Raw genomic sequence first — 13,445 nt, 5'->3', positions numbered from 1 at the left:
TCTCCGGCGTGGCCGGTCAACCCAGGCTGTCGAGCTTTTGTTCGAGCTCTTGCAGCGGCAAGGCCCCATCAGCGCGGGTCCCGTCGGAAAAGATGATGGCCGGGGTGCCTTGCACCATGAGCTTCTTGCCCAGCGCCAGCACCTGCTCGACCGGCGCCTGGCATTCGACGCTGGGCGGCTTCTTGCCGTCGACCATCCAGGCCTTCCAGGTGGCCGCCCTGTCCTGGGCGCACCAGATATCGCGGGCCTTGACGACCGAGTCGGGCGACAGCACGGGAAACAGGAACGTATACACGGTGACGTTGTCCACGCTCTCGAGCGTATGGTGCAGGCGCTTGCAGAATACGCAGTTGGGGTCTTCGAATACCGCCATCTTGCGCTCGCCGTTGCCGCGGACCTGCTTCACGGCCAGGTTCAAGGGCAGCTTGTCGAACGCCACTTCCGACAGCTTGGCCATGCGCTCGGAAGTGAGATCGGTGCGCGACTTGGTGTCGATCAGCGAGCCCTGCAAGAGGTAGTCGACCTTGGCGTCGGTATAGACCAGGTTGGCGCCTATCTGGACTTCATACAGCCCCGGGAAAGGAGTGGGGGCGACCGCGGTGGCCTCGATCCCGGGGAAGCGTTCATCGAACTTCTTCTTGATGGCGTCGAGCGTATCGTCGCCCAGCGAGGCGGGTACCGATTCGGCGCTTGGCGCCGCAGCCGAGCCGGATCTGGAAGGCTGTGCCGAGGCGGAAGCCTGGTCCGCAGCGGATGCCTGGTCCGCCGTGGAAACCTCGGAGGGCGTGGAAGCACGAGACGACGCGGGAAGCCGGGCCGCCGCGGAATCGTGGCCAGGCGCCGCAGGCTGCGCTGCCGCGGATGTTGCCGCGGATGTCGCTGCCGGCGCCGCTGCGGATGTTGCCGCAGGTGTCGCTGCCGGCGCCGCCGCGGCCGGCACGGAAGGCGCCGTATCCTGCGCGCCGGCCTGCCCTACGAACATCAGGCCGGCGCACAAACATCCCGCCAGCCCCATCATGAAACGCTTGCTCATAAAAAAATACTCCTGATTCCTGCTTGCCGCCCGCATTCGCGGCGGCGATTCATCCGTATCAATGGTCCGAGGCGCCCGCGATCAAGAAGCGCTTGACCAGGGGCGCGCCGTCGACCAGGCGCATGCCCGCATTGCGCGCCCAGGCCCAGGGCGTCGCAGGCGCGGCGAACAGGCTGTGCAGCCCATCGGTAGCCAGCCGCATGGCCAGCACCGGTTCGGCGCGCGCGCGGCGATAGCGCTGCAAGACCCGCAGATCGCCCACGCCCCGATAGGGCTCTTTGTCTTGCAGCGCCTGCAGCAGCGCCCGCACATCGCCCAGCCCCAGGTTCAGGCCCTGTCCCGCCAGGGGATGCACGCGATGCGCCGCATCGCCCACCAGCGCCACGCCGGGCGCAATCATGGCGCTGTGCTCCATGAACAGCGGAAAGCCGAGCAGCGGGCTGCGTATCCGCAAGCGACCCAGGCGATCGCCGGTGGCGGCCTGCAGCCTGGCTTCCAGCGCCTGGTCGCGCGCCGCCTGCGGCATGTCCTGCAAGCTTTGCGCAAGCGCCGCGGGCATGGACCACACCATGGAAACCTGGGGCCCGTCGGCGGTATCCGGCAAGGGCAGCAGCGCCAGCACGCCATAGGCATTGAACCACTGCATGGCCGTGTGCTGATGCGGGTATTCGGCGGTGAGATGGGCCACCAGGCCGACGTCGCCATAAGGCTTGCCGGCCTTGTGGATGCCGGCGGCTTCCCGCACCGGCGACGCGGCGCCGTCGGCCCCCACGAGCAGGTCGGCGGCATGCGTGCGCCCTGCGGCGGTCGAGACCGTGCCGCCCTGGATGCTCTGCAGCGTGTCGTCGTGCCACGCGATGCCGTAAACCCGCACCGCTTGCTGCAAAGCGCGCTCGAGTTCGCTGGATTCGACGATCCAGGCCAGCGTGGGCTGGGCTGCCTGCCAGGCATGCAGCGTCACCTGGCCGTCGGCGTCGCCGTGCACCTCCATGGTTTCGACCGAGGTGACCCGGCCATCGTCGAGCATGGGCCAGACCCCCAGTTGTTCCAGGAACTGCTGGCTGGCCGGCGAAATGGCATAGACGCGCGGGCAATATTCGTCGCGCGCCGCCGCGGGCACCAAGCGGCGCGGCCCCAGCAGCGCAACGCCGAAGCCCGCCCTGGCCAGCCCGAGCGCCGCGGCCAGCCCCACGATGCCGCTGCCGCATACGATTATGGTTTCACGCTTCATCGTGCCGATGGGGTTCCTGCCTGCTTGGGCCACAACACCCACATTTCTCCTCGTTGCTTCATGCGGCCGGCGCGCGCGCCGGCCTCGTCGCCGAAACCCCAATAATAGTCCGCCCTGCCCGCCCCGCGGATGGCCGCGCCGGTATCCTCGGCGAACACCAGGCGGTCCAGCCGCTGGGCCGTGCCCGGATAAGTGGTGGAGAGCACGACCGGCGTGCCCAGCGGCACGAAACTGGCGTCCACCGCGATCGCGCGGCCGCCGATCAGCGGCAGCCCATAGGATCCGCGCGGCCCGAGTTGCGGGTCGTGGATGGGTTCCTCGCGGAAGAACACCAGGGCCGGGTCGGCGTTGAGCATTTCCTGCACGCGCTGGGGATGCTGGCGCGCCCAGGCCTTGATGTTCTGCATCGAGGCCTGGGCCAAGGTCATTTGCCCGTGGTCGGCCAGCCATTTGCCGATAGAAGCGTAGGGCCTGCCGTTGTGGTCCGCATAGGCCAGGCGTATGGTCTCGCCGGAAGGCAGCAAGGCGCGGCCGGAACCCTGCACTGTCAGGAAGAAGGCCTCGACCGGATCGTCGACCCAGACGATCACCGGCGGCTGCTTGGGCGAAGCGGCAATCTCGGCCCGGGTGTCGTAGGGCACGACGCGCTTGCCGACCAGCTTGCCGCGCACCCGCTTGCCGGCCAGTTCGGGATAGACCGCCCCCAGGTCCACCGTCAGCAAATCGTCGGGCGGCGCATACAGCGGCCACTGGTAGCGGCCGCCGCGCGTGCGCGAGGCGTGCACCAGCGGCTCGTAATAGCCGGTAACGGTATTGACCGCGGGACGTCCGGCCGCATCCAGCAAGCGCCACGGGCGCAATTGCTCTTCCAGGAAACGGCGCACCGCCCCCGGATCGGCCGAGCCGGGCTGCAAGCCCGAATTCGCCGCGGCTGCGCAGACCGGCTGCCAGGCGCGCGGCGCGGCGCGGGCGGGCAGGCTGAGCGAACCCGACACCGGGCGCATCAGCCCCTTGCAGTTATTGATGAAGGCTTTCCAGACATCGGACAGATTGTCGTTGCGCCAGCCCGGCACGGCCGACCAGGAAACCGCCTGGAAGCGCCCTGCCAGCGGGCGCGGCGCGGTTGCCGGCAGCGCCGAGAGGTCGGGCACCCGCAGCGGCTGCTCGGCCAGGTTCGGCGGCGCGGCGCCGGCAGTCGCGGACTGCGGCGGGGTTTCCTCCGGCACGGTGCTACAGGCCGCAAGCACGGCAAGCAAAACGCTGGACAGCAGAATTCTTTTCATGAATGAAGCAGCATGGATGAAACAGGCATGGGAAAGGGTGAGGCGAGCGGCCGCAAAAGACCGGAACCCGATACGGGACGGCCTCGTCTCAATGCAGGGTGCGCGGCATGGCCAGGACGAATTCGCCGATCGGCACCTCGAACGGGATGCCGTTTTCGCCCACGCAGTGATAGGCGCCGCGCATGGTGCCTATGGGCGTGGGCAGCGGGCATCCGCTGGTGTATTCGAAGCTTTCGCCCGGGGCGAGCAGCGGCTGCTGGCCCACCACCCCCAGGCCCCGCACTTCCTGGACGTTCTGCCGGCCGTCGGTGATGATCCAGTGGCGGCTGATGACCTGCGCGGCGTGCTCGCCGTTATTGGTGATGCGCACGGTATAGGCGAACACGTACTGCTGCTCGTCGGGCTCGGATTGCTCGGGCAGGTACTGGGGCGTCACGGTGACGGTCAGATCGTAAGGTTTCACGGACAGCTTCCGAAAGTAAACAGATCAGATCGGGTCGGCCCCGGCAAGCCGGGCGTCGCCTCGCCACACACTACAATAGATGCAGACGCGCACTGTTCGCATTCCCGCCCAGCCAGACTAAGCCAGTTTACGCCCATGACCGCACCCGCCACACGCATCGCCCCCAGTATCCTGGCGGCCGACTTCGCCCGCCTGGGCGAGGAAGTCCGCAACGTCGTCGCCGCCGGCGCCGACTGGATACATTTCGATGTGATGGACAATCATTTCGTTCCCAACCTGAGCATCGGGCCGGCCGTATGCACCGCGCTGCGCCCGCACACCACGGCGCCCATAGACGTGCACCTGATGGTCGAGCCGGTCGACGACATTATCCCGCAATTCGCCAAGGCGGGCGCCGACATCATCACCTTCCACCCCGAAGCCACGCGCCATCCCGACCGCAGCCTGGCCCTGATCCGCGACCACGGCTGCAAGGCGGGCCTGGTGTTCAGCCCCGCGACCTCGCTGGACTGGATGGATTATGTCATGGACAAGCTGGATGTGGTGCTGGTGATGTCGGTCAACCCCGGCTTCGGCGGGCAAAGCTTCATTCCCTCGGCGCTGACCAAGCTCGCGCATGCCCGCCGCCGCATCGACGCCTGGCAGCAGGAAGGCGGCCAGCCCATCGCGCTGGAAATCGACGGCGGCGTGAAAATCGACAATATCGCGTCCATCCGCGCGGCCGGCGCCGATACCTTCGTGGCCGGCTCGGCCATTTTCGGCCACCCCGACTATGCCGGCATCATCGCCGCCATGCGCGCCGAAATTCTGAAGGCGGAATCCCTCACCACATAAGCCAAGCGCGGGGGCGCCCCGCGCCAGCTACTTCATGCCCGGCTCCGCCGCGCCCCACTGCGCCAATTGTGCGCGGATCGACGCCGCGATCGAGCGCTGGCGCGCTGCCGGCATGCGATCGATCAGGCTCGACACGCTCACCGCCAGGTAGGGATAGCCCGCCGAATTGCACAGGGCGATGCCTACGCCCAATACCCCGGGTACGGCGGCATTGGCCACCACCGACCAGCCGCGGTCGCGCGTGTTTTCGACCAGGCGGTACATTTGCACGGCCGTCATCCCGCCATAGGCGCGCAGCGTGGCCTCGTTTTGCGCAATGACCTCGCGGGCCTCGGCGTCGGGCAGTGCCGCAAGCAGCGCCAGCCCGGCGGCGCCCACCCCCAGGGGCTGGCGATGGCCGATGGTCACGGTCAGCACCTGCACCGGGTAATTGCCCAGCTCGCGATGCAGGCACAGCGAATCGCCGCCCGCGCGGCAGACCAGGAAGGAAGCGTCGCCGCTGACATCGCTGATCTGCCGCATGGCCGGGCGCAGCCTGCGCACCGCGTCGGCATGCAGGTCGCCCGCCATCAATACGCCCAGTTCGGCGACGCGCCAGCGCGGCGCGCGGCCCTCGCGCAAGACATAGCCCTCTTCGACCAGCACGTCCAGGTAGCGATAGACGGTGGACCGCTGCATGCCCGCCGCGCTTGCGATGTCGACCACGTGCATGGCGTCGCCGCCGGCCTCGCGCAACACGCGCAGCACCCTCAGGCCGCGCCGCAATACCTGCGGCCCGGGCGCTTCATGCCGCTCTTTGTTCATTATCTAGACAAATTGATTAGGTAGATCGACCTGTATTCCATAGGATGTCTCCGGGCAGGCAAAGATTTGTCCAAATTATAGACAAAATGAACAGGAGAAAACCCATGATCGCGATCCGTACCGCAGCAATCGCCGCACTGGCCCTGGGCACGGCGTTCGCCGCCGGCGCACCGGCCCAGGCCGCAGAAAGCTATCCGCAACGCCCCATAACCCTGGTGGTGGGCTACGCCGCCGGCGGAGCCACCGACATCGTGGCGCGCCTGACGGCCAAGGCCCTGGCCGGCATCCTCGGGCAGTCCGTGGTGGTCGAGAACAAGGCCGGCGCCAACAGCAATATCGGCGCCGAAATCGTCGCCCGGTCCAAGCCGGACGGCTACACGCTGTATGTGGGGTCGATCGCCAACACGATCAACCGCAGCATGTACAAGCACCTCAACTACGACTTCGTCAAGGATTTCAAGCCCGTCGCAATGCTGGCCACGATACCCAATATCCTGGTGGTCAACCCCAAGCTGCCGATAAAAACGGTGCAGGAATACATCGCCTACGCCAAGGCCCATCCCGGCAAGCTCACCTGCGCGTCTTCGGGCAGCGGATCGTCCATCCACTTGTCGTGCGAACTGTTCAAGATGCGCACCGGCACGGACATCCTGCACGTACCCTACCGCGGCAGCGGCCCGGCGGTCGCCGACCTGCTGGGCGGCCAGGTGGATTCCATGTTCGACAACCTGCCTTCGTCGCTGCCGCACGTGAAGGCCGGCAAGCTGCGCGCGTTGGCCGTGACATCGGCCACGCGCGTGCCGACCGCGCCCGACGTCCCGACCATCGCGGAATCGGGCCTGCCCGGCTTCCAGGTGCAGTCCTGGTTCGGCCTGCTGGCTCCCGCAGGCACGCCCGACGCCATCGTGCAGCGTCTGAACCAGGCGGTGAACCAGGGCCTGGCCAGCGCGGACATCAAGGCGACCTATGCGCGTTCGGGCTTCATCGAGCCCGTACAGCCGAATTCCTCCCAGGCGTTCGGCGGCTGGATATCCCAGCAGATCGACACCTGGGCTCCGGTCATCAAGAAAGCGCATCTCGAAGTCAACTAAGGAAGCACGGATGTATCCCATCGATTTCTTCTTCCGCGCCGCGCGGCGCTACCCGGACCGGGTGGCGCTGGACGGGCCGCGCGGCCAGATCACCTACCGGCGCCTGGCCGACGAGGTCCGCGCGCTGGCGGCGGCCCTGCAGGAGCTGGACCCGGCCCCGCAGTCACGCGTCGGCATCTGCGCCGGCAACTCCGAGCGCCACATCCTCGCGCTGCTGGCGGTGCTGGCCAGCGGCAAGACCTGGGTGCCGCTGAACTACCGCAGTTCGGCGCCCGAGATAGCCCGCATCGTGAATGCCGTGGAACCCACGCTGCTGATCGCGGACGAAATCGGCGCGCCGCTGCTGCCGTCCACGGCGGCGACGCGCGTGCGCCTGGACGACACGGGCCCCGGCATCAGCCTGGCGAGCCTGCTGGCAAGCCATGCGGGAAAAAGCCCGCTGCGCCACGAACTGCCGCGCGATGCCACGCAAGCCATCAAGTTCACAGGCGGCACCACCGGGCTGCCCAAGGGCGTCATGCAGCCCTATCGCGCCTGGAATGCCGGCATCGTCAACCAGATCGCCTGCTGGGGGCTGACGCACGAAGACCGCTACGTCGTGGCCGCGCCCGTCACCCATGGCACGGGCACTTACCTGCTGCCCGTCCTTGCGCAAGGCGGCACGCACCTGCTGCTCGACGGCAGCGGCCCGCAGGCGGTGACCCGTGCCTTTCGCGAGCGCGGCGGCACGCTCAGCTTCATGCCCCCTACCCTGATCTACATGATCATGGCGCAGCCCGGCGTATCGCGCGCCGATTTCCCGAAGCTGCGCAATCTCATATACGGCGGGGCGCCCATGCCGCGGGAACAGATCGACAAGGCCCGGGCGTTCTTCGGTCCGGTGGTGGGCACGACTTATGGACAGACCGAGGCGCCGCAGATCGTCACCGCGCTGAACCCGGCGGACATGGAAGACCCGGCCAACCGGGGCTCGGTGGGGCGTTGCACCTGGTTCTCGGACCTGGCCATCATGGCGCCCGACGGCCGCGAGCTGCCCGCCGGCGAAGCCGGCGAAGTGGTGGTGCGGGGCGACCTGGTCATGAGCGGCTATTGGCGCCTGCGGGAAAAAACCGAGCAGACACTGGCCGGCGGCTGGCTGCATACCGGCGACGTGGGGCTGTTGGACGAGCGCGGCTACCTGTTCATCAAGGACAGGCTGCGCGACGTGATCATTACGGGAGGCTTCAATGTCTATCCGGTAGATGTGGAAAACGCCTTGTCGTCCCACCCCGCCGTCTATGAAAGTTCGGTCTTCGGGCTGCCCGATCCGAAATGGGGCGAGGCGGTGCATGCCGCGGTGCAGTTCCACCGCGGCATGCACGCCGAACCCGAGGCGCTGCAGGCCCATGTGCGCGCCCTGCTGGGCCCGGTCCAGACCCCGAAACACATACACGTACACGCAAGCCTGCCACGTTCGTCGGTGGGCAAGGTGCTTAAAAACGCGGTGCGCGATGCCGCCATCAAGGAAACCCAAGACCATGAGCAAAACGCCTGAAACCCGGCTGTGCGCCCACCATCTCACCGGCATGTACTACCGCGATGCCGACCTGGTCGAAGACCTGATCGGCAAGAAGTCCTTCACCGAGGTCATGGTGATGCAGATCCTGGGACGCGATGCGCGGCCCGTGGACCTGCGCATCGTCGACGCCGTGCTCGTCACGCTGATGGAACACGGCCTGACCCCCAGCGCCATCGCCACCCGGGTGGTCTACATGAGCGCGCCCGAGAACCTGCAGGGCGCGGTGGCTGCCGGCCTGATGGCGGTGGGCAGCCAGTTCGTGGGCACCATGGAAAACTGCTCGCTGCTGCTGGATCGCATCCGCAATGCCGCCGATCCGCGCGAGCAGGCCCTGGAGATAGTCCGCGAGTTCCGCGCCGAGCGCCGGTCCATGCCCGGCTTCGGCCATCACCTGCATAAGCCCGACGACCCGCGCGCCGTCAAGCTGCTGGTCCTGGCCGAGGCGGAGCCCGACCTGTCCGGCGACAGCTTGCGCGCATTGCGCCACCTGGCCGCGGCCGTCGACGAAGTCCACGGCCGGCATATCACCATCAATGCCACCGGCGCAGTCGCGGCGCTGCTGGGCGAGATCGGCGTGCCCACCCGGCTGATGCGCGGCTTCGCCGTGATCTCGCGCGCCGCCGGCCTGGTGTCCCATGTCGCCGAAGAGCAGACCAGCCCTTCGGGCCGCTATATATGGGAAACGATAGACCACGCCATACCCTATGTAGGCGCGGGCGGGACACGGCACGGCGGCGAATAAGCCTGCTTTCCATCCCGCCGCCCTGCAGTCCGGCATATCATGTCAATCCAGCTTGATGTCCCGCTCTTTCGCGATCTTTTTCCAGGTCGTGATCTGCTGCTGGACATAGTCGCGCAAAGCCTTGGGTGTACTGGCCTCGGGCTCCAGGCCCAAATGCGCAAATTTTGCGATGATTTGTGGATTATCGAGAGCAACATGAAGAGCGTGATTCAATACATCCAGCCGATCCTGCGGCAGGCCGGCGGGCGCAACCAATCCCTGCCAAGCATACGCTTCAAAATTTGCCAATCTCGGATCTTCGCTATGCAAAGGCGCTACATTCGGTAATGTCGGAAAGGCCTTGTTGGAAGAGATACCGAAAGCCTTCAACTTACCCGCGGCCAAGTAAGGAGCAACAACACCCACCGACGCAAAAGTTATGTCCACCCGTCCCGCTAGCAGATCCGCCATGGAAGGCCCGGTTCCGTTATAAGGGATATGCAGCATCGACACTTTCGCCTCGCTTTGCAACAACTCCATTGCCATGTGGTGGGGGCTACCCAGGCCTGGCGATGCGAAAGTCACTTTACCAGGGTGGGCTTTGACATAGTCCAGCAACCCGGTAAGTGTATTGGCAGGGAAATCGGGCCTCCCTACCAGAACCAAAGGCAATTTGGCCAGCATGCTGATCATCGAGAAATCCTTCAATGGATCGTAGGCTAGCCGTTTCCGCAATACAGGATTGAGTACAAGAGTCGTAATGTCGGCGCTCATTATGCGATAGCCATCAGGAGCCGCCCGTTTCAACCGCGTGGAAGCCGTAATAGTGGCTGCCCCCGGTTCATTTTCCACAACAATCGATTGATTCAGCTGTCTACCAATATCCGCGGCCAGAAGCCGTGCCATCGCATCTGTTGCAGCACCCGGCGAATACGGAACGACCCAGACGAGCGAATGATCTGGATAAGGTGCAGCTTCAGCGATACCGGCATACATCATGTGGCTTATGGCGAAAAACATCGCCAATATACGCAGCACGCCTCGCAGTTTGAACTTCATCTGTGCCTCCATCTCTATTTGTCCTTGAATAAATCTTCGCCTACACGGCTTTGAGCTGATATCGATTTGATCTTCCCAATGGCGCACGCTGCAACATTTCGTCCACTGATCTGGCCGTGGCAGCATCCGGCCACCCAAGCACTACCGCAGCTCCAGGGAGAGAACTGCCGGTCAGATACTCCATTGCTCCCAGCATTACGCCTCCGGAAGCCGTTACGGCATCTTTCACGTCGTCGCGAAGAAAATTCCGTGCGGTAACACTCGCCCCGATATCGATTTGGGAGAGCCATAGCTCGATGTACGGAACCGACCTGGCTCCAGCCCATGGCACTATTTCTCGCAAAAAATTCAAGTCGTAACGTTCGACCAACTCCGAGCCCGCATTGGTTTCCTCACGCACCTCCGCCCACTGCGGATCGGCATAAAAGCCGTCCCAGGCGTTCTGACGCGCCGGCCAATCGGGCCATCGCATCAGGTATACGAACAACGGCAAATCAGGACCGCAAATGGCTTGCCAGGCACCAATGGGGGCTATTGCATGCCGCAGGAATAATGGTGTCAGGTGATGGTGCCAGCGGTTCCGCATATCCCCCATTCGGCCCCGCTCGATCCGATACATTCTCAATTCGTAGAAGTCGCTAGACATATTTGACTCGTCAATTCACAACATAGGGGGGGGGCACGCCATTGCGGGTCGCTGCACGGTAATACTGCCAAGGAACGCCTACCTGGCCGCCCAGTGTTTCTGCTGCTCGCCATGGCCAATGGGGATTGTTCAGCATCGCACGGCCAATACCGATGAGATCAGCTTTTCCGGTGGACAAAATTTCTTCGGCCTGGCAGGGCTCCGTGATCATGCCGACAGCCATGGTGCTCAATCCAGACTGCTTCCGGATCTGTTCCGCGAATGGCACCTGATAGCTCGGCCCCACGGGCACCTTCGCATAGCAATTGCCTCCAGACGACACATCGATGTAGTCGCACCCGCGGTCTCGAAGAGCCCGAGCGAAAGCAACGGCATCTTCCACCTGGATTCCATCCGGGTGCCAATCCGTTCCGTTGCACCGCACCCCCATGGGCTTTCCCTCCGGCCATGCGCCGCGCACCGCGTCAAATACCTCCAGCGGGAACCGCATCCGGTTCTCGAGCGAGCCGCCGTAGGCGTCCCGACGATCGTTCGCCAAGGGACTGAGAAATGCGCTGAGCAGATACCCATGAGCAGCATGAAGCTCTATCAGGTCTATGCCAATTTCATCGGCACGCTTCGTAGCCGAGACATAGGCGTCAATGACGACACGCATGTCTTCCAGACTCATGGACTGAGGAACCGGCCAGCCTTCCGCAAAAGGAATGGCACTTGGACCCATCACGGGCCAAGCTCCTTCGCTATGCTTCAAGGGCCCCTTTCCAATAAAGGGTCTATGCGTTGAAGCCTTCCGGCCCGCATGGCTCAATTGCACCCCAACGGGCACAGCACTGTATTGGCGCACGGCAGCCAGCACCGACTTTAATGCTGCAGCATTCTCATCCGACCACAAACCCAGGCACTGTGGAGTGATCCGTCCTCGGCGCTCCACAGCGGTCGCTTCGATGACGAACAGGCCCGCGCCGGAGCTAAGCATGCTGCCTATGTGAATAGTGTGCCAAGAGCTTGCACACCCATCGTCGGCGCTGTACTGGCACATCGGGGACACCACGAGACGGTTCTCGAGAGTGAGATTACGCAACGCAAAGGGGCTAAATAAACAGCTATCAATTTTCATGGTTCCACTTCATTCCCGAACAAGCAGCATGCAACCGAGTCCATAGGCTCCATTGCATGCCAAGGCTACCTTGGCGCCTTCCACCTGACGCATCTCGCAGCGCCCCCACAATTGCAAGCAGGCCTCATATGTGTGGCCGAAGCCATGCAACCTCCCCGCAGAGAGTTGGCCGCCGCTGGTGTTCATGGGCAATTCACCATCAAGCGAGATACGGCGACCTCCCTCGACAAATGAACCAGCCTCTCCCCGGCCGCAGAACCCAAGAGCCTCGATCCAATGCAAAGTGAGGATGCTGAAACCGTCATAAATTTGTGCCACATGGACGTCACGAGGCTTCAGTTCAGTGCGCGCCCACATCATCGCGGCCGCAGCCTCTGCCCCGAATGAAGTCATATCGGTTGGTTGACGCAATCCTCCAGTGGAGAAAGCAGAGCCAATAGCCTCGATTCTCAAAAGAGGATTCGGTCCAGACTTCGCGTCATCGACGCGCGACAGGACGAATGCAGTGGATCCATCTACCGGCACATCACAGTCATACAAGCGAAGAGGAGAAGCGATCATTCGCGAAGCCAGGTAATCATCCAGGCCGATCGGTTCGCGGTAAATCGCATTTGGGTTTTTAGACGCCATTGCACGGCCATTGACAGCAACAGCACCCAACTGCCCGGGAGTCAGGCCGTATTCGTGCTCGTATCGCATGGCAAACATTGCATACCACGGTGCGGGGGATATCGCGCCGAATGGCGATGCCCACTGCCACATACCGTACACTCGATCCTCACTGCCTCCCCATGCCATTGCACTCCGTTGACGTGCTCGCGCAGAGGCCTCTGCCGTGGTGCGAAATACCAAGACATTGCGGACAGTGCCTGCAACCAAAGCATGGATAGCCATAAAAAGCGCACTCATCTGCCCGGCCGAATCGAGCGCAGTCGATCCATACCAAGTCGGCTCCAAAGCTAACGCCAACCGCACATCGTGCACACCCACAGGAGAAAAACCAGTAGCGTTATCCGCAGCTCCTGGATAGGAAACGAGGCCGTCTATGTCTGCTGGCCTCAATCCCGCATCGGCGATAGCAGCGCGGCAAGCGTCGACGGTAAGCCTCAGGGCACTCACTTTCGCGGGACGGTATATCTTTGATTGCCCCACACCACGAATGGCTACCTGCTTCTCGGAATAGAGGCGCCTCATTTTTCTTCCTGCGGCTTGAATACCGGGAGCCACACGTCCTCCCTATGGATGAAACCGATGCTTACCGGCATGCCTATGTGGACGTCTTCAACAGGGCATTGAACGATATTCGTCATCAGCCAAAGGCCTTTTTGTTCGACAAGCTCGACAATTGCCAATACGAATGGAACTTCTTGGCCAGTAGACCAGGGCTGCCAGTTGACGGTATAGGTAATTACTTCCCCCTGTCCCGACACCGGACGATGTTCGACATCCAGGCTTCCGCAATTAGGGCAAACAGGTAGCGGCGGATGCTGATACCGCCCGCATGCAGCACAAAAACAAATCCGCAGACTTCCCGTCCGACCACTCGTCCAGAATGCCTGATTGTCGAAATCAAGCGCAGGCAACTTGATGAGCGTTTTCATGTTG

Annotated in this window: 14 protein-coding genes; 4 read left to right on the top strand and 10 right to left on the bottom strand. The window is 63.7% G+C overall.

Annotation, left to right across the window (positions count from 1 at the left end):
• Positions 1-16: 16 nt before the first annotated feature.
• From KVP10_RS21435 to apaG, 4 genes are all read right to left on the bottom strand, one after another.
• A complete protein-coding gene (locus KVP10_RS21435; protein ID WP_281421974.1) occupies positions 17-1,033 on the bottom strand; it encodes a DsbC family protein in 1,017 nt (338 codons plus the stop codon).
• A gap of 58 nt (positions 1,034-1,091) precedes the next feature.
• The gene (locus tag KVP10_RS11950; RefSeq protein ID WP_217964817.1) at positions 1,092-2,264 is read right to left on the bottom strand and encodes an FAD-dependent monooxygenase; all 1,173 of its coding nucleotides are present in this window, start codon (positions 2,262-2,264) and stop codon (positions 1,092-1,094) included.
• The gene (gene mltA, locus KVP10_RS11945; protein ID WP_217964816.1) at positions 2,261-3,547 is read right to left on the bottom strand and encodes a murein transglycosylase A; all 1,287 of its coding nucleotides are present in this window, start codon (positions 3,545-3,547) and stop codon (positions 2,261-2,263) included. The genes KVP10_RS11950 and mltA overlap by 4 nt, the downstream gene beginning before the upstream one ends.
• A gap of 88 nt (positions 3,548-3,635) precedes the next feature.
• On the bottom strand, positions 3,636-4,010 hold the full coding sequence (gene apaG / locus KVP10_RS11940; RefSeq protein ID WP_217964815.1) for a Co2+/Mg2+ efflux protein ApaG: 375 nt from the start codon (positions 4,008-4,010) through the stop codon (positions 3,636-3,638).
• Between the two features lie 135 nt (positions 4,011-4,145).
• Here apaG and rpe point away from each other — a divergent pair, with 135 nt between their 5' ends.
• Entirely contained in the window at positions 4,146-4,844 is a 699-nt protein-coding gene (gene rpe, locus KVP10_RS11935; RefSeq protein WP_217964814.1) for a ribulose-phosphate 3-epimerase, read from the top strand.
• Between the two features lie 27 nt (positions 4,845-4,871).
• On the opposite strand, the gene KVP10_RS11930 is transcribed toward rpe, so the two are convergent.
• Positions 4,872-5,648, bottom strand: a complete 777-nt coding sequence (locus KVP10_RS11930) for an IclR family transcriptional regulator (protein ID WP_217964813.1) — start codon at positions 5,646-5,648, stop codon at positions 4,872-4,874.
• A gap of 104 nt (positions 5,649-5,752) precedes the next feature.
• On the opposite strand from KVP10_RS11930, the gene KVP10_RS11925 reads away from it, so the two are divergent.
• From KVP10_RS11925 to KVP10_RS11915, 3 genes are read left to right on the top strand one after another with little or no spacing between them, the layout of a single operon-like run.
• Positions 5,753-6,739, top strand: a complete 987-nt coding sequence (locus KVP10_RS11925) for a Bug family tripartite tricarboxylate transporter substrate binding protein (protein ID WP_217964812.1) — start codon at positions 5,753-5,755, stop codon at positions 6,737-6,739.
• A gap of 10 nt (positions 6,740-6,749) precedes the next feature.
• Positions 6,750-8,273 (top strand): class I adenylate-forming enzyme family protein, encoded by a 1,524-nt coding sequence (locus KVP10_RS11920; RefSeq protein ID WP_217964811.1) that lies wholly within the window; start codon positions 6,750-6,752, stop codon positions 8,271-8,273.
• Entirely contained in the window at positions 8,257-9,039 is a 783-nt protein-coding gene (locus KVP10_RS11915) for a citryl-CoA lyase (RefSeq protein ID WP_217964810.1), read from the top strand. Before KVP10_RS11920 ends, KVP10_RS11915 begins: the two co-directional genes overlap by 17 nt.
• 42 nt (positions 9,040-9,081) lie before the next feature.
• Here KVP10_RS11915 and KVP10_RS11910 read toward each other — a convergent pair whose 3' ends face one another.
• From KVP10_RS11910 to KVP10_RS11890, 5 genes are read right to left on the bottom strand one after another with little or no spacing between them, the layout of a single operon-like run.
• Positions 9,082-10,077 (bottom strand): Bug family tripartite tricarboxylate transporter substrate binding protein, encoded by a 996-nt coding sequence (locus tag KVP10_RS11910; protein ID WP_217964809.1) that lies wholly within the window; start codon positions 10,075-10,077, stop codon positions 9,082-9,084.
• Positions 10,078-10,117: 40 nt separating this feature from the next.
• Positions 10,118-10,723 carry an NIPSNAP family protein gene (locus KVP10_RS11905; RefSeq protein ID WP_217964808.1) on the bottom strand — a complete coding sequence of 202 codons (606 nt, stop codon included), beginning with the start codon at positions 10,721-10,723 and terminating at the stop codon, positions 10,118-10,120.
• 10 nt (positions 10,724-10,733) lie between these two features.
• A complete protein-coding gene (locus KVP10_RS11900) occupies positions 10,734-11,840 on the bottom strand; it encodes an NADH:flavin oxidoreductase/NADH oxidase (protein ID WP_217964807.1) in 1,107 nt (368 codons plus the stop codon).
• A gap of 9 nt (positions 11,841-11,849) precedes the next feature.
• Entirely contained in the window at positions 11,850-13,034 is a 1,185-nt protein-coding gene (locus tag KVP10_RS11895) for a thiolase family protein (protein ID WP_217964806.1), read from the bottom strand.
• Entirely contained in the window at positions 13,031-13,441 is a 411-nt protein-coding gene (locus tag KVP10_RS11890) for a Zn-ribbon domain-containing OB-fold protein (RefSeq protein WP_217964805.1), read from the bottom strand. Before KVP10_RS11890 ends, KVP10_RS11895 begins: the two co-directional genes overlap by 4 nt.
• Positions 13,442-13,445 lie beyond the last annotated feature (4 nt).

The organism is Candidimonas humi (assembly GCF_019166065.1).
GTDB classification, from domain to species: Bacteria; Pseudomonadota; Gammaproteobacteria; order Burkholderiales; family Burkholderiaceae_B; genus Candidimonas; species Candidimonas humi.
This window is presented reverse-complemented; position numbering and strand designations above follow the sequence as displayed.